Raw genomic sequence first — 20,485 nt, forward strand, 5'->3', positions numbered from 1 at the left:
CTGATGTTGTTCGCAGGAGGCATTCAATGGTTACGCGTGATCTTTCGTTGTCGGCAGGTCTACCTCCCGACCTTGAATGGCAAGGACGCTGCGGTTTATTACTGGACGCGGTCAGCCTGATCAAACGCTCCCAACAACTGGCGCAGTGGAGCAATCCCTGGGTATTTGAGCCGCTGTACACCGCTTCGACGATGCCCGGCCTTGAACAGCTGTCACCGCGTGTGCTGAAAGTCGAGACGCCGGCTCAGCCCGTGCTCCAACAGTTTTTAGCCAAGGTCGAAGAGGAATGGGGCTACCTGCTGTTTTGTGACGGTGAATGGCCGTCCATGATTGCCCATCTGCGCTGGCTGACCGTGGTCCGCATGCCCCACGAACAGCACGTGTTTCTGCGTCTGGCAGACCCTTCGGTTATGCATGCATTATTTACGCTGGCGGTCGAAGCGGGGGATCCCACCCTGTTTGGCCCTTGCCAGCAGATCCTGATCGCCGACGCAGCGCAGGGTGTCTGGCACCTCCATCAGCGCCCCGGCCCTGCACCTACTCCGCAACAGGGCACGCCTTACTTACTCTCGGAGCAAGAGGCGGGTGCGCTGGATGTCGTCAGTTTTCGCAATGTGGTACTGCGGCTCGAGCGGCATCTACGCCATTACTTTCCCGCGTACCAGGCCCACCTCTCGCCAAGCGAGCGCTGGGCGCATACTCACGCGTTGGCGAGCATGGCCTATGACCGCGGCTTTAACAGTGAACTCGACATCACCCTTTACGCCAATGTGCACGGTTACCTCGGCGAACACGCCCTGCGGGACCATCCCGATTTGCACCTTCAGTTGACCACCGTCTCGGCGCTTACACCTGCGCAGCGCATCGAGAAAGTCGCTGAAATCGCCTGCTGCCGAGCACTGCACCTGAGAGAGCCCGCCTGATGTCGACCCCCTTCTGGCCCAAAAACCCTAATAACGTCAACCTATCCCGCGATGATGCGCGAAACAGTATGGGCACCTGCCCGCTGATGAAAACTACCGTGCAGTTGATCCCGCTGCGCTACGCCATCGTCGACAACCCGGCACTCGATCCCGCAAGCGAGGTTGCCATGCCCTATAGCCTCGGCGCCCGGCCGCTGGGCATCCGGCTATTGCGCGATGGCTGGTTGTACGTGATTGAGGGCAGCAGTGGCACCTTGTCCGAGTACCGTATTGAAGACGGGCTGGTCAGCGCCATGCTGTGGCAAGGTCGTGAGGTATTAGACGACGACCGCGAAGAGCCGATTCACGAACCGAATCTGATTTACGCCAAAACCAGCACCTTGTACGTCACGTATTCCGAAGTCCCGTGGACCGCGAAAAAGTGCCAGCAAGTGCTGAGCTCGACGTCCGAGCGTAATCACTTCATGCAAGCGGTCGACTTGAGCAAGGCCAAGTGCGACACCGGCGGGCCTCATCTGCTGACCCCGGATATGACCGAGCATTGGCTGGCCGAAGTCGCGATCGAGCGGATCGAGGCAGAGCAACAGAACCCTGCTACCACGCTGGCCGGGCACACCAGCAGCACCCAACAACGGCTTGACGCGGAGCTGCCCGAGCATGAGCGCTTGCCCTACCTATGGGAAAAACCCGCGCGTTTTGCTCAAACCTCCATGAATCGCCTCACCGGCTGCATTCATCCACAGTACCGGCACGACACGCTGTATCTGGTGCTGGAAGATACCTTGGGGGTCATGCGTGACCTGGCTAATTATCAGGACCATGTGATTGGCTGGATCGACGACTGGAGCAATGGCGGGGCGAAACCGGGCAACAACGAACGCGACTATGTACTGGCGTGCTACATCGAATCCCTCAGCCAGCTCAATGCGCTGGATGTCAAAACGCTGATCGGTGAAAGTACGGACCCGGCGCACAAAGCGCTGCTGGATGATTTGCAGGGCATGGTTGAGCCGCAGCACGGGGTGACCGATGCCGCGATTATTGAGTACCTCGAAAGAGGTGGCTTGATGACACCGCCTGCGGGCAGCCCGGTGCCGGCGGAGTTGGAGGTGTTGCGTCAACGGGCGCAGATGCTGGCCAATGAGGACCGCTTAAAAGGCACTGCCATGGGCTCAAATGCTCGAAGCGCAGCAGAAGACGTCGACCGTCGTTTCTACACCCGCGAACATTTTCAGGTCGCCCCGGTGGCTTTTGTCGACACACATTTCGAAACCCTGGTTGCCCTGGGCAAGCACCGATTCAATCAAGTTGATGACCTGCTGTACGGCGCAAAATTTGGCCAACGCGGCGTCAATGAACTGATCGACCGCGAAGCAATGGACCGAGAATTACTCGCCCATCGAGCCGGGCTGGCGCGCTGGAACCACCTGCTCGATGCCATTACTGCCGACCGGGTCAAACTGATGTGCTCGGGCGCGTTTCATAAAGCGGGCTGGTACTTTGACCCGATGGACATCGGCCACGCCGGGCACGCGTTTGCCACTGAATATGCCTGCCTCAAAGACATTTGCCGTAGCGACGACGCCTGCGAACAACTGCTGGCGTACAGCCAGCGCAACCCGCAATTCAGCCGCCCGCTGTACTACACCTTGCCCTACAGCGACCAAACCACGCTGTGGGTGCACTACGCATTTTTGCTGGCCGCGGGCATGGTCCTGTTCAACAACAGCCCTGAACTCCTGGCCCGCTTGCGCAGCATTGAACAGAACCGCTTACCGGCACTGGACGACCTCCCCGACAGCACCCGCTCAGTGGCCAATGCCGCCCTCAACACCCTGACCCCGGCGCTTAATCGCGGGTTGGAAAACGTGCTGATCAACTTTGATGAATTCTTCAAAAACAACGCCATGCCGGACGTTGAAGAACTGCTGCGCAAACTGCCCGTGGCCCTTAAATCGCGGATAGTGCAGGCCGCCAAAACCGAAGGCGTGACGTTTCACTTTGCGACCCCGCAAGAACAGGCCGCGTTACGCGAAACCCTGGGTGAGACCTTCAAACTGCGCCAGGAAATAGCCCTGCTTAAAAAGAAGCGGGCCCAATCCAATCGTCAACACGGGCATAAATCGCAGACCTCCCGGGAACTGCTGGAGAAAATCCAGTACGACAGCCAACGGCTAGATCTGGAGCAAAGACGGCTGGCAGCCAGCCTGAGCCCCATCCCGGAATTGCCGGATGAACATGCACGGATTTTCGGTTCGACACAGGGCAAAGCAGGGCTGACGGTGATCTTCCCGAATGAAGGCAAACGGCAAGTGGCCGGGCTGATGGATAACTTTCGTAAAGGTGTCCATCGCGCGCCGGTGATGAACGTGCTGGGGGATGGCGCTGCGTTGTTGCTGTTTGTGGCGCAGGCGGTGAATTTGGTGCAGGTGATAAAAGAGACACTAGCTGTTTCGAGTGATAAGAGGGTTTGGATGCCTGTTTTGAGTGCTGCATTTGCAACGGGGGCCGCTGGCTTTGCAGCGGCGCAGGGAGTCTTTGATACAGCTTTAAGTGCTCAGGCTAAAAATCTTGGCGAGGTCTTGGCAAGAAACTCTCTTAGCCGATTGCAAGTCATTATGGGCAAGTTGCATGTTGGATTGGGGGGAGGTGCTTATATTCTCGGTTTCTTTGCCGCTGTATCCAGTTTCATCGCGTATCAGAAACAATGGGCTCAAGCTGTGCGCAGTGGTAATCGTGGTGCGCAACGTGGAGCCATGATCACGATGGTTGCTTCGGGCGGTTTAGCGGCCACTAATGCTTATGGTATGGGTAATACCGCAAAAGCAGTTTATCAAGTGCTGACGGCTGCCAAAGGTGAGGCCCGAAAGACTGCATGGAAGGTTGCTGGAACCCGTCTTGGCAGCGTCTTTTTCCGGTCCAGTTGGGCCGGTGGATTTTTCACGATACTGGAGCTGGCCGGCACCTGGCTTTACAACCGCTACAACACCAGTGGCCATGATCAGTGGCTGCAAAGCACCCCGTGGGGGCTGGATGTTGATAAGCGCAGAGATCTCAGCCTTCAAGAGTTCCAGCATTACTTGACGTTGCAGCAGCAGGCGCCCTTTGTAGAAGTCAAACGTTCAGACGATGAGCCGTTTTGGCAAAGCATGCTGGCCGGTGCCAAGCCGGGTGAGATTTTTGTGATCCTGCCGGGTATGACCCTGGCCGACTATCAAGACAGGCTGGACGGAAGGGTGAGTCATGGTCTTAAGATCGGCGCACAACGAATTACAACGTTTCTTCGGGGGGATCGAGGCATTCCTGTGGAGCAGCGCGAGGTTGTAACCGAGCAGGTGCAGGCAGGGTTGTATCGAATGGTGAGCAAGCCCGAAAAAGAACAGAGCGGGCCAGCACCCTTATTGATCAAGCTGACTTATCCACGTAACCCTGAGCGTGCTATCGGCAATATTTCCGAGGAGTTATTGATTGAGCTTGAACTCCAGTCGTTGGATGACGAGGGGCAATTGGCTCGGGGTAATTACCGTATTCGTTTCAATCCTGTTGAAGGTGGACGCTTTATTTCGGCGAAGCAGCATTTCGATTCGAACGTAGAAATGCCTTTGTTGGGGATTGATGTCATGGCATTGGAGCCTTTGCAATGACCACTTCCAAGTCCATATCACCTCAACAACCTGCGGAAGATCCACACAGAAAAGCGGGTGACATTGAACTTTGTGTTGGCGGGCGAGAAACCTACTTGGCGCCTTTGCCGCTGCCCACAGATGCAGATCCTTGCTGTCCCTATATCAGTGATTACAACGATATTTATTTGGACTTTGGAGGGGGGGAGCCAAATGTCTTTTCCTATCAGGTCAACCTTGGTCTTCCTTTCAGTGCTGCTTGTTTAATCGCTTTTGGGTTCCCTCTCTTGGGCGGTTTCTTGGGTTGGGCTTTAGGGTTCGGTAATGAAGATATTCTGGATGCTATTTCCGGGATCTTTCTGGTTGCTTGGAAGTTTGCGCTATGGGGGAGCTTGTTTGTTTTAGGCATGTTTTTTTGCATCTGGCTCCACCACCACAAACTCTTCACCCAAGTCATCCCCACCCGCTTCAACCGTCAACGCCGTGAAGTCTGTTTTATGCCTGCAGGTGCCACAGAACCCTTGTTCGTCCCCTGGGAATCCCTGTCTGCCTGGGTGGTTCAAGGCCAAAGCGCGTCGCAATACGGCATCACCCGCCATTACGGGATGGGCATGGGCTTTATGCATGAAGGCGAGTTGGTCAGCGTCGAATTCCAGTGCGGCGCTCTGCAACTTGCGATTGCCAATTGGGAGGCCGTGCGGGGTTACATGGAGTACGAACTCAACGACCTGCACGCCATCCAGGACCCGCTGGAACTTCAGGCTCCCGGCGACCCGGCCCATGAAGGTCTGCACACGTTTCGCAATGCCCGCGCCAGTTTGCATCGGCGTATTCGGGAGAAAGAAGCGGGTTGGATCTACGGATTTTTTTGGTACGTCTACCACGTCATGACGTTATGGACCTTGCCCAACCATTTGGTTGAGTGGGAGATAAAACGCATCGCCAAGGTCGGCCGCAAAGCGCTGCCCGAGGCGATGCGTGAATGGTCCGAGCCGCTGCCGCCCGAGCAATGGGCCAAGCCCAGTGCCGAGCTGCTACGTTTGAGCGCCAAGGTCAAAGCGCTGGTCAAACGATCACCGCGCAAGCCAATCACTGAGGTATTTGCTGAGGCGTATCGCAGCGAGCCCAGCTCGCGGCAGCGTGGTTAAGCGGCTATGACGACTCAAATCACTGGACTGCAACCTGTTCAAACAGAGCTCCCGGCATGCGGCAATGCTGTTCACTTATGCAATCTCTGCCTCTGTGGGAGCGGGCTTGCTCGCGATGGTCGTTAACGATGATGCGTATTTGCCGAGTAAATGAGGCGCTCTTGAGAGCATCGCGAGCAAGCCCGCTCCCACCCTTGATAGTCTTCATAAGTCATTTATGCGGGAATTACTTCACCTACATAGGCGACAAGCGACACGTTAATGACTTTAGTGATGTCCAGGTAGACAGCGCCATTGGAGTAAGTGCAATCAAACGTTTCTTTGGGGGGATCGAGAAATTCCTGTGGAGCAGGTGCAGGCAGGGTTGTATCGAATGGTGAGCAAGCCCGAAAAAGAACAGAGCGGGCCAGCACCCTTATTGATCAAGCTGACTTATCCACGCAATCCTGAACGCACTATCAGCAATATTTCCGAGGAGTTATTGGTTGAACTTGAGCTTCAGTCGTTAGATGACGAAGGGCAATTGGTTCGGCGTAATTACCGTATTCGTTTCAATCCTGTTGAAGGTGGACGCTTTCTCTCGGCGAAGCAGCATTTCGATTCGAGCGTAGAAATGCCTTTGTTGGGAGTTGAAGTCATGGCATTGGAGCCTTTGCAATGACCTCCTCCATATCGACATCACCTCAACAATCAGTTGAAGAACCCCAAAAAAAAGCGGGTGACATAGAACTTTGTCTTGCTGGGCGACAAACCTACTTGGCCCCATTACCGCTGCCGACAGCGGCAGAACCTTGCTGTCCCTATATCAGTGATTACAACGATACTTACTTGGACTTTGGGGGAGGGGAGCCGAATGTATTTTCGTATCAAGTCAATTTGGGCGGGCCGTTTACTGTTTTTTGCTTAACTGCTTTCGGATTTCCACTGCTGTTTTGGTTTATTGGGTTGGCTTTGGGGAGTACAGCACTTGAAAGCTGGAAATTCTCTGTGGAGTATTTTCTGTTTGCTTGGGAGTTTTCAGCTTATATCTGGCTTGGATCCTCAGCCTTCTGCTTTGTAATTTGGTATCAACACCACAAACTCTTCACTAACGTCATCCCCACCCGCTTCAACCGTCAACGCCGCGAAGTCTGCTTTATGCCCGACGGTGCCACACAACCCTTGTTCGTCCCCTGGGAATTCCTGTCCGCCTGGGTGGTTCAAGGCCAAAGCGCGACTCAATACGGCGTGACCCGCCACTACGGGATGGGCATGGGCTTTATGCATGAAGGCGAGTTGGTCAGCGTCGAATTCCAGTGCGGCGCTCTGCAACTGGCGATTGCCAATTGGGAGGCCGTGCGCGGTTACATGGAGTACGAACTCAACGACCTGCACGCCATCCAGGACCCGCTGGAACTTCAGGCTCCCGGCGACCCGCCCCATGAAGGTCTGCACACGTTTCGCAATGCCCGCGCCAGTTTGCATCGGCGTATTCGGGAGAAAGAAGCGGGTTGGATCTACGGATTTTTTTGGTACGTCTACCACGTTATGACGTTATGGACCTTGCCCAACCATTTGGTTGAGTGGGAGATAAAACGCATCGCCAAGGTCGGCCGCAAAGCGCTGCCCGAGGCGATGCGTGAATGGTCCGAGCCGCTGCCGCCCGAGCAATGGGCCAAGCCCAGTGCCGAGCTGCTACGTTTGAGCGCCAAGGTCAAAGCGCTGGTCAAACGATCACCCCGGCGAGCGATCACGGAGATATTCGCCGAGGTGAACAGGCCTTAAAACGTGTACTGGTACTGCGCCGTTACGCCTTGTTCGTGTGAGCGTTTACCGCGTTGATCATTCAGGTTCAGGCTTAACGTGCTGCCCCGCGAAAGGCGTGCGACCGCGCCGAGGTCCAGTTGCACGGTGCTGCTGAGAGGGGCGCCGACAATGCGCTGGCCGCTGGCACCCTGCCAGGCAACCTGGGTGGTGGGTTGCAGGTCGCCGCTGGCGTGGGTGTAGGCCAGGCCTGCGTTGAAGCTCAACCACGATGGGCCGATCTGTCGCTGGCTCAGGTCAACCGTGAAACGCACGCCCGCGGTGCTCAAATTAACTGCGCTGTTGGTTTTACTGCCCTGCAAGGCGCTCTGGCCGCCACGCTCTCTGAACCCTTCGTTGCGCACCCGCACATGGGCCAGTTGCACATAGGGTTGCAGCGCCCAGGCGTCGTAGTCCAAGCGGTAATTGCTTTCGATAAAAAGCTGTCGGGTGTGGCTGAGGTACTTGGCCGAGAGGCCTTCATCGATGTCGGCAAAACTGACCCGGCGCTTGCTCTGTATCGTGTTGCGCGCATAGGCCAGGCCGCCGTAAAGCCCGAACGCGTTCCAGGTGTGTCCCGCATGCAGGCCGAACTGGACAGTGTCGAGCGAGGCTTTGCCCGCGCTCCCGGTGTTGACGCGGCCTTGGCTGTTGGCGAACAGCAGCCCCGCGCGCGTGCCTTGTTCGAACCCATGGTCGGCACCGATCATGACCCCGGTGTTGCTGTGGCTGACCTTTGCGGCGTTGCCATCACCGTCGAGTCGGCCGTTTTGATTTAACGCCTGCACCCACAGGCCAGAAGGCGACAGGCCCGATGCGCGAGTCAGGGCGGCATCCCGTATAACGTGGCTGTTTTCCAGCAACACTGACTGGGTGCTGGCATACAGTTCGCCGCTGAGCTGATCCAGCGCCCGCTGTGCCGGTTCCGGGAACAATGAGGTCAGGCGCTGTGCCAAAGGCGCAGACATGGGCAGCGCATCGGCAGCTTCGGCCGTTGCGCGCTGGTTGGCGCTGCTGGCCGCCGACACCAACGGCAGGCCACGGCTGACGTCAACCGATAACTGCTCGGCCTCCTGACGTTGAGTGAACCCTAGAAACGGTGAAAACGCCTGATGATCCAGCGCGTCAAACCGGCCATTAATCCCAGCGTCGGCCTGCAACACACGGTAGCGCTGACCCAGGGCGAACACATTCGGCGCAGGCGCCAAACGCAATGTACCGCCTTGCAAATGGGCCGTGCCCGTGACCTGTAGCGCAGGCAGGCCAGGGTTTAGGCCGGGACAGGCGATCAGGGTTGAGCCGGCCTGTTGCTGGTAATCGCCGTTTACCGTCAAGGCCCGGTGTTCGCTGCCCGGCATGAGCGTGCCCTGCACGTGGGTGTGGGACAGTTCGCCGTCACCACTGAGCAAACCGGCCGCACCGACCCAGGTCGTGGCGTCGGTCACCCGGCCGTTGATCTGCGCGATGCCGCCGTTAACGTTGAGCGCAGAACCATGCAAGGCGCCATTGAGCCGCAGCAATCCGCCTTCAACCGTGATGTCGCGGGTGAGGTGGTTGGTGCCGTCGAGTTCCAGAATGCCCTGGTTGAGGGTCGCACCGGCAAAACGGTTATTGCCGCTCAGGCGCAGCCAGCCGACACCGTCTTTGTTCAGTCGCCCCGGGCCGCCGATATCATTGCGCCAATCGTCCCAGGCACCACCCTGCCAGACCACGGCGCCGCCTGCGCGACGGTCCATCTGTACGTGGGTATCGACCCGCAGTTGCCCCGGCCCGTCAATGGCCTTTTTCAGGTCGATCAGCCCCCAGCCATAGACCTCATCGACACCGGGCGCGCCGAGGTCGTGAGCGGTGGTCAGCAACACATCACGGATTTGCGGGTTGTCCAGGTACGGGAAGCGTTCCATCAATAACCCCAGCGCGCCCGTCACATGCGGGGCGGCCATGGAGGTCCCCGACCAGGTTTCATAACCAAAAACCGGCCGGTCGCCTGTCACTTCAAAGCCATTGACCTCGCCGTCTTCGTCGTACCATTTGTTGGCATCAATTTCGCCGCTGACTACCGACGAAGCAATAGCGGTCCCGGGGGCTGCTACGCACCAGTCCATGCTGTAGCCACAGCGAAATGAGCCGGGTGAAAGGGTCAGGTTTTTGTCCACATTGATCACGCTCAGCCAGTACGGCTCAAGGCCCGCAATGGCCAGCGGTAGCGTCGCGAGAACACCCGCCATGGGGGCTTGTTCAGGTGAGAGGTTTGGCGAGCTTGTATTACCGGCCGCCCAGACCTGGAGCAGGCCGAAATTCAGCGAGCCCTGAGCCACGGAGCGGCCGACGCCCTCACGGTGTTTTGCCAGCGCTGCCGTCAGTTGATCAAGGTCGGCGAAGCGGTCAGAGAGGTTCCAGCTATGGTTGATCGCGCGTACGTTCTGCGCGTGCATTTGCTTATAGGTGGGCGTGGATGTGTCGAAATGGCCCGGTTCAATGCTCTGGGTTTTTTTGTACACGGGAGGAAGAAAGTTATAGGTGTTGCTGAAAATCCGCACCGTGTTCAGCGCGGCACCATAGGCCACGCCGTGTGTGCCCACGCCATCGCGATTAGCCAGCATTGTGCCCGCCACATGGGTGCCGTGCGCTTCATATTCGATGCCGGCCATGTCGAGGTAATCGTTCAAGTCATCGCTTGAAAGATCGCCAATGGAAACCAGGTAGTGCAGCGCCTCCAATACGTCTGGCGACAGGTCGTTATAAACGACCTGGGCACGATCCCCGTTGCTGAAAAAGCAGCCATCAGCTAGCTCGGTGGGCAGCTTCTCACGGGTGCAACCGGGGTCTGCCAAACGGGTAGCACGATGGTCTTTGCCTGCGAACTCACCGTGGCGAAGGTCGACACCGGAGTCGAAAATACCCAAATTCACCCCGCGGCCACTTAGCCCGCGCGCATAGGCGGCGTCTGCACCGATGGCTTGCAGGCCCCAGTCCCGGGTGAATTCCTGGCTGTGCCAACTGGCGGCGTCGTGCAGGCGGCCTTGTTCGTGATAGGCAAGACCGTGTGCTGGCAGCGTCCATAAACCCGCCAACAGGCCCAGGGTGAGGGTGTTCGCGGGCAATGAGCAGGCGCTCGGCAGTGCTCGCCGCCGAGATTGCGGTACGTTCGACATGGGGATCCTTTGCGTGATTGCTGACGCTGCGTAGCGTGGGCAATCTGCAACAGGATGCGTATCGGACGCGGCGGGGTTGGCCGGGAGAGAGGTCCGGGAGTGTCATAGGGCAAACCGATTATTCAGGGCGCTTCTTACAGATTCTGCGCCAGCATGGCCAGCGCTGCCCCCAGCATCATCAACGCCGCGCCTCTAAACAGGTAGTGTTGAGCGCGCGGGCTGGCGAGCAAGTGGCGGATGCGCACCGCGCCCAGCACAAACAGACCGCCGACGATAAACAGCACCGCGATGGTCAACGGCACCAGCACGACGCTCCACGTGTGCAGCGACACCGACTCCAGATTGATGACCAGCGGCAACAGCGCCAGGTAGAACGCGATGGTTTTCGGGTTGCCCAGCGTGATGGTCAGGCCGGACAGCCAGGCGCTGAACAGCTCGCGCTTGTTGATCGGCCGACCTAGCACCACCGGCTGCGGTTCCGCCCACCAGAACTGCCAGGCCAGATAGCCCAGGTAAACCGCCGCACACGCTCGCACCAAGACAAACATCGGCCTCGGCGTGCTGGTGTTTGTACGGGTCACCATTGACCGCCACAGCGAAGTCGAAGCGCGCAAATTTGAGCAGGAAGTCATGGCCCTTGAAGACGTGGTGGCCTGCTACAGCATCGGCGGCGATGCGGATTTTCTGCTGCAAGTGGTCTCGCGGGACCTGGACACTTTTGCCGACTTTGCCATGTCGGTGATCCGGCGCCTGACCGGGATCAAAGAGATGCAGAGCATGTTTGTGCTCAAGGAAATCAAGCCGTTTATGGAGTATCCGGTCAAAGGCCCCAAAGGATGAGGCGTCGTGATCGTACAACCTGTCGGCCTGTATAACGGCCTGCCCTCTAGGCACGCACGAGACACGAACCTGCGCGGGACCGCGAAGCGCTCTCATCGCTGTGCGCATTTAAATCCGCCACCTTAGCCTTTCTGGTATTTATTTCATCCAGCGTTTGACCGCTCTAGTACGGCCCTTGGCTTGCCGTTATTGAGCGGTCAGGGCGACCCTGTGCGGGTGATTTTAAGAACAGGGATTGACGATAATATTATTAGTTGTACGATGACGTACGACAAAACTTGCTGCCGTCATCTAAATCACCCAGGGTGTTCGAATAATGAATCCACAAGAACTGAAGTCCATCCTCTCGTCTGGCCTGCTGTCTTTTCCGCTCACCGATTTCAATGCTCAGGGTGATTTTCACCGTGAGGGCTACATCAAACGCCTGGAATGGCTGGCTCCGTATGGCGCCTCTGCCTTGTTCGCAGCAGGCGGCACCGGTGAGTTTTTTTCACTGGCGGCCAGTGAATACTCTCAAGTGATCAAAACCGCGGTAGATACTTGCGCCACCAGCGTGCCGATTCTGGCCGGTGTCGGCGGCTCTACCCGTCAAGCCATCGAATACGCGCAAGAAGCTGAACGCCTGGGCGCCAAAGGGCTGTTGCTGCTGCCGCACTACTTGACCGAAGCCAGCCAGGACGGTGTTGCCGCCCACGTTGAGGCGGTGTGTAAGTCGGTAAACATCGGGGTGGTGGTGTACAACCGTAACGTCTGCCGTTTGACCGCGCCGCTGCTGGAGCGCCTGGCAGAACGTTGCCCGAATCTGATCGGCTACAAGGACGGCCTGGGCGACATTGAACTGATGGTCTCGATCCGCCGTCGCCTCGGCGACCGTTTCAGCTACCTCGGCGGTTTGCCGACGGCAGAAGTCTATGCTGCAGCGTACAGAGCGCTGGGCGTGCCGGTGTATTCCTCGGCGGTGTTTAACTTCATCCCGAAAACCGCGATGGAGTTCTACCACGCCATTGCCCGCGAAGATCACGACACCGTGGGCAAACTCATCGACGACTTCTTCCTGCCGTATCTGGACATCCGCAACCGCAAAGCGGGCTACGCCGTGAGCATCGTCAAGGCCGGGGCGACCATTTCTGGCCACAGCGCAGGCCCGGTGCGCGCCCCGCTGACCGATTTGTTGCCAGAAGAATACGAAGCGCTGGCCGCCTTGATCGACAAGCAAGGCCCGCAATAAACAAAGCCCAAGGCCGCTGAGCAATCAGCGGCCTTTTGCGTAAAACCAAGGAGCGGCCTCATGACGTTGATTGAACATGCCGACTCGCCGCGCACCATCCGCCTGCATGCGCGCGATAACGTGGCCGTGGTGGTGAATGATCAGGGCGTGCCTGCCGGGACCGAGCTGGCGGATGGGTTGGTGACCCTGGACTTTGTGCCGCAAAGCCATAAGGTCACGCTGGTCGATATACCCCAAGGCGGCGAAGTGATTCGCTACGGGCAAACCATTGGCTACGCCTTGCAGCCGATTGCGCGGGGGCGTTGGGTCAATGAAGACCAACTGCGCATGCCCACCGCGCCACCGTTGGACAGCCTGCCGCTGGCCACCGACGTACCGGCTGCACAGGCGCCCCTAGAAGGGTTTACGTTCGAGGGTTATCGCAACGCCGACGGCACTGTGGGCACGCGCAATATTTTGGGCATCACCACCACCGTGCAGTGCGTGACCGGGGTACTGAACCATGCGGTCAAGCGCATCCGCGACGAACTGCTGCCGCATTACCCGAATGTCGATGACGTGGTGGCGCTGACCCACAGCTACGGCTGCGGTGTGGCGATCAGTGCCACCGACGCTTACATCCCGATTCGTACCGTGCGCAATCTGGCGCGCAACCCCAACCTGGGCGGCGAAGCGCTGGTCATCAGCCTTGGCTGCGAAAAACTTCAGGCCGGGCAGGTGATGCACGACAACGACCCTTCGGTGGACCTCAGCGAACCGTGGTTATACCGCTTGCAGGAGGCGAGCCACGGCTTTACCGAAATGATTGAGCAGATCATGGCGCTGGCCGAAACCCGCTTGCAGAAGCTCGATCAGCGTCGCCGCGAAACAGTGCCGGCCAGCGAACTGATCCTCGGCATGCAATGCGGCGGCAGCGATGCGTTTTCCGGGATCACCGCGAACCCGGCATTGGGCTACGCCTCGGACTTGCTGTTGCGGGCCGGGGCAACGGTGATGTTTTCTGAAGTCACCGAAGTGCGCGATGCGATTTACCTGCTGACCTCACGGGCGCAAAGCCAAGCGGTTGCCCAGGAACTGGTGCGTGAAATGGACTGGTACGACCGATACCTGGCCAAAGGCGAGGCCGACCGCAGCGCCAACACCACGCCCGGCAACAAAAAAGGCGGGTTGTCGAACATTGTCGAAAAATCGCTGGGTTCTATCGTCAAGTCCGGCAGCAGCGCCATCAACGGCGTGCTCGGCCCAGGCGAACGCTTTACCCACAAAGGGCTGATTTTTTGTGCCACCCCGGCCAGTGATTTTGTCTGCGGCACTTTGCAACTGGCGGCCGGAATGAACCTGCACGTGTTCACCACCGGGCGTGGCACTCCGTATGGTCTGGCGATGGCGCCAGTGGTGAAAGTCTCGACTCGCACCGAACTGGCGCAGCGCTGGCCGGACCTGATCGACATCGACGCCGGGCGCATCGCCACCGGCCGGGCGAGCATCGAAGAACTGGGCTGGGAGTTGTTCCACTACTACCTGGACGTGGCCAGCGGCAAAAAACACACCTGGGCAGAACAGCACAAACTGCACAACGACCTCACCCTGTTCAACCCGGCCCCCATTACCTGAATCCAACGCATCACCCACTGTAGGAGCGAGCTTGCTCGCGATCTTTTAAACAATCAAAAGATCGCGAGACAAGTGAAGGGGTTTACTTACCCCGCGAACTGCACGGGTAACCATCCGGGCCCGCCGTGCCGGTGCAGGCCCGTTCAGCAGGCAGGGACTTTACCGGTTCGCTCAGGTGGTTACGGTTTTGCGCATCACGCTCCAGGTCAAACGCGTCATACAGCTTGCCCGCTGCGGTGTAGCTGCGCACTTCAAGGCGTGAGTCCTGCACGTCGATGGTCTGATACAACTGGGTTTCTTCACCGCTGCGATCCGGTTGCAGGTGCGCCCGGTCATTGAGCCCGTACATCTTCGACCCCGCCACCGAGACCATGTACACCGGGCCCTGCACTTTGCCGCTGGCACTGTCTGCACGGGAGGCCGCACGACCGGCTTCGCTGGTCACGCGGCTGTAGCAATGGTCATGGCCTTGCAGCACCAGATCCACCTTGTAGCGCTCAAACAGCGGTTTCCAGGCAGCCTTCAACGGCTCGGTGTCTTCGGGGCGGGCGCAGGTGAAAACGGGTTGATGGTTGACCACAATATTCCAGCGCGCCGGGCTGTTTTTCAGGCTGTTCTCAAGCCATTTGGTTTGCTCGGCCAAGGTGCCCATGTCGAGGGCTGCCGTGCCATCCAGCACGATAAAACGCACGCCCTGGTAATCCATCACATACGTGGTGTTCTTCAGGCCCGGCACGCCGTTGTCCGGCAGCGCGAACTGACGATTCCAGTGCGGGCTCAGGGTACGGCTTTCGCTGCCATCAGGGTTTGTGCCGTCCAGATATTCGTGGTTTCCGATGGCCACCACCTGCGGGATCATCCCGTAGTTATAGCCACCGGCCTGGTTCCACTCGCCCCATTGATCGTCATGCACCAGGTCATCACGTTGTGACACCAGATCCCCGGCATGCACGATCAGCGCAGGGTTGGCCACACTTCTCAGGGCCTGGCGAATGCTGCGCGAGGCCAGTGACAGAATGTCGTTTTGCACATCGCCCATGTAGATAAAACTGAATGGCTTGAACGCCTCGGCAGCAGTACGGAACTGCAACCATTCGCTCCAGCCTTCAGCACCTTTGACCCGGTACACGTAGGCGGTGTCTGGCTGTAAATCGTGCAGGCGCACCTGATGGTAAAGGGCCGGGCCGTTTTCAGTGTCCAGGCTCAGTTGAGTCCCTTCCAGCGTATGAGCAGCCTTGGCGAGTTGCGGCCCGTCGAGGGCGACCGCCAGCTGCAATTGGCTGGCTTGCTGGTGAGTGTCGGTGCGAAAGGTCACGGCCATTTCCCGCGCAGGATTGGCCCCCGGTGTCAGCACAATCCGGTCCGCCAGACCGCTGGCGGCATAGGGTGTACCGGGTGAATGGGGCAGGGGTGAGGCGGGGGTGGCCGCTGCACTGTTGATCACAGAAAACAGCGCGAGGGCGAGCAGCGTTGGGCGAATCATGGAGCCTCCTTGAGTGGCGAAATGCGCCCAAGGAAACAAAGCTGCGTGACATCGGGATGACGGTCGGGGGTCGATTCAGCTCGGTTTTCACCGGCTTTTTTTTGCTTTAAAGCAGAGGAGGATTAAACGTTGAGCCCCGGCGGGTCATTTAAGATCAAGCCCATTGGCAGGAGCGAGCGTGCCCGCGATCTTTGAGTCCCTAAAAGATCGCGAGGCAACCCCTGTTTATTTGGCCGTGATCACCGCCAGCTTGGTAATGCCGGCCTTTTCAATCGAGGCCATGAGCTTGGCCACTTCGCCGTAGCTCACCCCGTTGTCGGCCTGCAACTGCACGCGCACATCCGGGTTTTTCGCCTTGGCATCTTGCAGGCTGACCTCCAGCAGGTCCGGTTGAATTTCGTCCTTGTTGATGTACACCTTGCCCTTGTCGTCGATGCTCACCACCACCGGATCCTTTTGCTCGATCGGGGCCACGGCCTCGGTTTTCGGCAGGTTGATCGGGATTGCGTTGGTCAGCAGCGGGGCGGTGACGATAAACACCACCAGCAGCACCAGCATCACGTCGACCAGCGGCGTGACGTTGATTTCACTCAGGACTTCATCGTTGTCTTGGGTTGAAAAAGCCATCTCAAGACGCCTCCTTCACTTTGCTTGCACCGGCTGCGGTGTTCAGCACCGGGTGCAAATGCACGCGGAACGAACTCTTCTGGGCCAGGCTGTAGAAGTCGTGAGCAAAGTCATCGAGGTCGGCTGCGGTCAGTTTCAGGCGACGTAAAAAGTAGTTGTACACCAGCACCGCAGGCACCGCGACGGCGATACCGACGCCGGTTGCTACCAGTGCCGCGCCAATCGGCCCGGCCACGGTTTCAAGGCTGGCAGAACCCGCAGCACTGATGCCTTTCAAGGCCGACATGATGCCCCACACCGTGCCGAACAGGCCGATAAAAGGCGAGGTGCTGCCGATACTGGCGAGGATCGCCAGGCCGGTTTCCAGCGAGCGGCGTTCACGCACGATCTGCTGGCGCAGCGAGCGCTCGAGGCGGTCCTGATGGTTGATGGCGTGAGCAAGGTCTGTGGCTTGCTGGGTGTCAGACACCTGGATCGCGGCATAACCGGCCTGGGCAACACGGGCAGCGGCACCCGGTGCGGTGCTCGCCAGTTCGGCTGCGGAGTCGAGGCTGGTGGCGGCCCAGAATTGCTTGAGGAAGCGACGGTCCTGGCTTTTCAGACGGCCGAACTGCACGCCTTTGAGCAAGAACAGGCCCCAGGTGGCGACCGAGAAAATAATCAGCAGCCAGATGACCGCGTGTTCGATGGATTCAAAAGGGGAAGCGATCAGGTTCATAGTGTGGCTCTCCAACAAGGGCATTAAGTCAGTAGTGCGATGCGCCTTTTGTCAGGTAGCCCGCTGGAACAATCAGGTTCAGTTACTTGATTTTGAAGTCGATGGGTACGCTGACCCAGCCGTCCTGGGCCACGTCGCCCTGTTTGGCCGGGACGAAACTCCAGCGTTTGACGGCCGCCAGGGCGGCGTCATCGAGCTGGGTACGACCGCTGCTTTTTTGTATCTGGATCTCGCCCGGTTTGCCGCTGGCTAACACGTGCACACGCAGCAACACCGTGCCTTCCCAACCTCTGCGCATGGCCAGCGAGGGGTATTCCGGCGCCGGGTTATGCAAGTAACCGGCGTTGGCCGAGGCCGGTGTCACCGGTTTTGGCGCAGGTGGTGCCGGTGGCGCCGGGGCGGCCACAGGCGGTGCTGGCGGCGCGGGTGGTTGCTCAACCGGTTTCGGCACGGGCTTGGGCACAGGCTTGACCACAGGTTTTGGCTTGGGCTTGGGCGGCGGAGGAGGCTTGACGGCCAACTCGTCCTCAACGGGCGGAGGCGGCTCAGCGACCGGCTGCACAATCGGCTCAGGCGGTGGTGGCGGTGTTTCGACCACCGGCGCCGGTTGTGAAAACTCAATCGTCATCGGCGGGATCTCCGGCGGCACGATCGGCAGCACCGGCGCCGGGTTCTGGCTGATCCAATAAATCACGGCGCCGTGCAACGCCAGCGCCAACACGCCGATCAGCACCGCTTCCGGGCGGCTCAAAATACGCTTGGGGGTACTTTGCAGCCGCCCCAGCGCCAGCGGTTCGCGATAGGCGCGGCCCAGATCGAGCAAGTCGCCGACCGGTGCCGTGCGCCATAACGCGTCCGGCACAGCACTCGCGGTGTGGACTTTACCCATTGACTGACTCCGTTTAAAAAATGTTCGTGTTACACCCTCTGCAGGAGCGAGCGCCAAAGGATGATGCACGATATTTCAATAGACTAAAAAAGTCTTAATTAGTATTTAAATATTCGATAAAGCTATATGTGATTTTTTGTTCGATGCGTCTAGATCTTCGCCAACGAGAATTACCCATTGCGAATGTTCAGCGGTTAAGCGCCAGGGAATGACCCTTTCAATGAGTCAAAACAAGCGCATGATTGCGCGGTCATCCATGGAAGGGTTGTGCGCATGCAATCGCCGAGTGCGGAATACACCGATCCACCCCGCTGGTTAGTGCTGGCCAAGATCAATGCGCTGTCGGTGCTGTCGCAGATTGTGCAGATCGGCACCATCACGCCGCTGCTGTCCATGTCACTGGAACAGCGAGGCGTCAGCGCAGCGAAAATCGGCGTGGTGGTCAGCGCTTCGTGGATCGCGATTTTGCTGCTGTACAAAATCGTCCCGCGTGTTTTGGGTTCACTCGGCTTGGTCAAGGCCAACGTGCTGAGTGCGCTGCTCACTAGCCTGGCGTTGCTGGGCATGACATTGACTGAGGATCTGGTGCTGATCTTCGGCCTGAACTTTGTGCTGGGCGTGGGGTTGATCTTGCGCTGGATCGCCTGCGATACCTGGATCGTTGCCGTATCGTCGCGCGACGGCCGCGGGCGAGCCATTGGCGTGCATGAAACCCTGATGGGCTTGGGCATTGCGATTGGCCCGCTGCTGCTGGTTGTGTTTGGTGTTGACGGCGCGCTGCCGTACTACGCCTGCGCGGCGATCGTGCTGCTATCGGGCGCGCTGGCGCTGACCCTCAAAAGCCACGATTCGCAGCCGCAAACACCGCAAGAAAAAGCCCATGGCAAATTCTACGGCCTCATCCCCATCGCCTTGGGCGCCGCCTTGATTGCAGGGTTTGCCGAAACCTCTACGGTGTCGTTTCTCGCCCCCTACAGCCTGGCAGCGGGCTACCCGCTGACTGCCGCGACGCTGCTGATCTCCGTCTTCGGGCTGGGCGGCACCTTGCTGCAACTGCCCATCGGCTGGATGGCCGACCGCAGTTCCTACAAAACCGCGCAATTGATCTGCGGCCTGCTGCTTTTGCTGGGCACCTTTGCCATCCCCTTCAGCCAGCCTTTGCCGTGGCTGGCGGCACTGATGGTGTTTGTCTGGGGCGGAGCGATTGGCGGCATGAACACCGTGGCCGTGATCGAAGCCGCCGACCGCGTGGGCAAGCACCAAGTGTCGACCGCCATGACCGCGATTGCGCTGTTCTACACCTTGGGCGGCGTACTGGGCCCCATCGCCACCGGGGCCGTGGCGACGTACATCAGTGATCAGGCGCTGATGCTGTGCATCGCTGCCGTGGGGGCTGTATTTGCTGCAATGCTGGTGTTTCGAAAAGCGTAATAGTGCGCACGAAAACCTGTAGGAGCGAGCTTGCCTCGCGATCTTTTAAGGATCAAAAGATCGCGAGACAAGCTCGCTCCTACAGGGGTGTTGGGGTTAGCGGAACATCAGTGACTGATGCGCCGCTGACCCGGTTCGCGCGCCATCACCCACGGCAATGGCCACGTTGCCAGCGGCCACGGCGGCATCGCCACAGGCAAATACGCCTGGCACGCTGGTTTCGCGGGTGGCGTTGACCTTGATGAATTCCCCCATCGGCCCGGCCTCGAACTCGCAGCCCAGTTGCATGGGCAATGGGCTGGCCATGTGCATGTGCGGCTGGGTGAACACGCCTGCCAACTCAACCACACGACCGCTGGCCAGCGTCACATCCGCGTGGCCGCTGATGGACACAATCTGCTCGCGTTCCAGCGTAACCCCACGTTTTTCGAGGCTGGCCAGTTGTTCGGCGTCGGGCTCAAACACACCATTCAGAAACAAGGTAGTCGGCCCCCAATCCGGCAGCATCAGCGCCTGATGCAACGCCACTGGCGTAGCTGCCAGCACCCCGATCGGCCCGCGGTCCAGTTCATAGCCGTGGCAGTACGGGCAGTGAAATACATGTTTGCCCCAGCGCTCTGCCAGCCCCGGGATTTCTGGCAGGACATCGACCATGCCGGTGGCAATGATCAAACGCCGCGCTGCAAAGCGTTGTTCGTCTGCCGTCACTACGGCAAACCCTTCAGCGCATTGCCCGGCCTTTACTGCCGATTGATCGACCCACTCGACCGTCGGGTACGCCAGCAATTGCGCCCGCGCCTGAGCGGCAATATCGCCAGGGGCGCGGCCGTCCTGCCCCAGAAACCCGTGCGAGTGCTGGGCAAATCGATTGCGCCGAAGCCCCGTATCAATCACCAACACCTTGCGTCGTCCCCGCGCCAGTTGTAAGCCCGCGGACAGCCCGGCATAGCTCCCACCCACAATCACTACGTCGTAAACCATGATCACGCCTCACGTTATCTCTTCGACCCCTCGAAGATTTCTC

The 20,485-nt window shown here is 58.9% G+C and carries 14 protein-coding genes and 2 pseudogenes; 9 read left to right on the top strand and 7 right to left on the bottom strand.

Going from position 1 to position 20,485, the window contains the following annotated elements; genetic code table 11:
- Positions 1-26: 26 nt before the first annotated feature.
- From AAEZ03_RS04745 to AAEZ03_RS04765, 5 genes are all read left to right on the top strand, one after another.
- Positions 27-923, top strand: a complete 897-nt coding sequence (locus AAEZ03_RS04745) for a DUF4123 domain-containing protein (protein ID WP_350576560.1) — start codon at positions 27-29, stop codon at positions 921-923.
- A complete protein-coding gene (locus tag AAEZ03_RS04750) occupies positions 923-4,567 on the top strand; it encodes a toxin VasX (protein ID WP_350576562.1) in 3,645 nt (1,214 codons plus the stop codon). The genes AAEZ03_RS04745 and AAEZ03_RS04750 overlap by 1 nt, the downstream gene beginning before the upstream one ends.
- Positions 4,568-4,953: 386 nt before the next feature.
- Complete coding sequence (locus AAEZ03_RS04755) at positions 4,954-5,694, top strand: hypothetical protein (RefSeq protein WP_350576564.1); 741 nt, start codon at positions 4,954-4,956, stop codon at positions 5,692-5,694.
- Between the two features lie 343 nt (positions 5,695-6,037).
- Positions 6,038-6,355 (top strand): hypothetical protein, encoded by a 318-nt coding sequence (locus tag AAEZ03_RS04760; RefSeq protein ID WP_278940976.1) that lies wholly within the window; start codon positions 6,038-6,040, stop codon positions 6,353-6,355.
- 476 nt (positions 6,356-6,831) lie between these two features.
- Positions 6,832-7,458, top strand: a complete 627-nt coding sequence (locus tag AAEZ03_RS04765; protein ID WP_350576568.1) for a hypothetical protein — start codon at positions 6,832-6,834, stop codon at positions 7,456-7,458.
- On the opposite strand, the gene AAEZ03_RS04770 is transcribed toward AAEZ03_RS04765, so the two are convergent.
- Complete coding sequence (locus AAEZ03_RS04770) at positions 7,455-10,631, bottom strand: autotransporter domain-containing protein (RefSeq protein ID WP_350576571.1); 3,177 nt, start codon at positions 10,629-10,631, stop codon at positions 7,455-7,457. The two genes, AAEZ03_RS04765 and AAEZ03_RS04770, sit on opposite strands and share 4 nt — an antisense overlap.
- 134 nt (positions 10,632-10,765) lie before the next feature.
- A pseudogene (locus AAEZ03_RS04775) lies at positions 10,766-11,179 on the bottom strand (LysE family translocator); the annotation flags it as partial.
- Between AAEZ03_RS04775 and AAEZ03_RS04780 the strand changes: the two are divergent.
- From AAEZ03_RS04780 to garD, 3 genes and pseudogenes are all read left to right on the top strand, one after another.
- Positions 11,169-11,471: pseudogene (locus AAEZ03_RS04780) on the top strand (Lrp/AsnC family transcriptional regulator); the annotation flags it as partial. The pseudogenes AAEZ03_RS04775 and AAEZ03_RS04780 sit on opposite strands and share 11 nt — an antisense overlap.
- Positions 11,472-11,787: 316 nt before the next feature.
- Positions 11,788-12,699 (top strand): 5-dehydro-4-deoxyglucarate dehydratase, encoded by a 912-nt coding sequence (gene kdgD, locus AAEZ03_RS04785; protein WP_153391155.1) that lies wholly within the window; start codon positions 11,788-11,790, stop codon positions 12,697-12,699.
- Positions 12,700-12,759: 60 nt separating this feature from the next.
- The gene (garD, locus tag AAEZ03_RS04790; RefSeq protein ID WP_153351428.1) at positions 12,760-14,313 is read left to right on the top strand and encodes a galactarate dehydratase; all 1,554 of its coding nucleotides are present in this window, start codon (positions 12,760-12,762) and stop codon (positions 14,311-14,313) included.
- Between the two features lie 82 nt (positions 14,314-14,395).
- Here garD and AAEZ03_RS04795 read toward each other — a convergent pair whose 3' ends face one another.
- The 4 genes from AAEZ03_RS04795 to AAEZ03_RS04810 form a co-directional block, all read right to left on the bottom strand.
- Positions 14,396-15,796 carry a purple acid phosphatase family protein gene (locus tag AAEZ03_RS04795; protein WP_350576576.1) on the bottom strand — a complete coding sequence of 467 codons (1,401 nt, stop codon included), beginning with the start codon at positions 15,794-15,796 and terminating at the stop codon, positions 14,396-14,398.
- Positions 15,797-16,021: 225 nt separating this feature from the next.
- Positions 16,022-16,423 (bottom strand): ExbD/TolR family protein, encoded by a 402-nt coding sequence (locus AAEZ03_RS04800; protein ID WP_048372930.1) that lies wholly within the window; start codon positions 16,421-16,423, stop codon positions 16,022-16,024.
- Position 16,424: 1 nt separating this feature from the next.
- Positions 16,425-17,141: a MotA/TolQ/ExbB proton channel family protein gene (locus tag AAEZ03_RS04805; RefSeq protein WP_153335550.1), complete on the bottom strand. Its 717-nt coding sequence runs from the start codon at positions 17,139-17,141 to the stop codon at positions 16,425-16,427.
- 82 nt (positions 17,142-17,223) lie between these two features.
- Positions 17,224-18,030, bottom strand: a complete 807-nt coding sequence (locus tag AAEZ03_RS04810) for an energy transducer TonB (protein ID WP_153430007.1) — start codon at positions 18,028-18,030, stop codon at positions 17,224-17,226.
- 273 nt (positions 18,031-18,303) lie between these two features.
- Here AAEZ03_RS04810 and AAEZ03_RS04815 point away from each other — a divergent pair, with 273 nt between their 5' ends.
- On the top strand, positions 18,304-19,461 hold the full coding sequence (locus AAEZ03_RS04815) for an MFS transporter (protein ID WP_350576580.1): 1,158 nt from the start codon (positions 18,304-18,306) through the stop codon (positions 19,459-19,461).
- 96 nt (positions 19,462-19,557) lie between these two features.
- Here AAEZ03_RS04815 and AAEZ03_RS04820 read toward each other — a convergent pair whose 3' ends face one another.
- Positions 19,558-20,442: an NAD(P)/FAD-dependent oxidoreductase gene (locus AAEZ03_RS04820; RefSeq protein ID WP_350576583.1), complete on the bottom strand. Its 885-nt coding sequence runs from the start codon at positions 20,440-20,442 to the stop codon at positions 19,558-19,560.
- Between the last annotated feature and the right edge of the window lie 43 nt (positions 20,443-20,485).

Origin of the sequence: Pseudomonas sp. HY2-MNA-CIBAN-0224, assembly GCF_040310285.1 — a bacterium.
GTDB classification, from domain to species: domain Bacteria; phylum Pseudomonadota; class Gammaproteobacteria; order Pseudomonadales; family Pseudomonadaceae; genus Aquipseudomonas; species Aquipseudomonas helleri.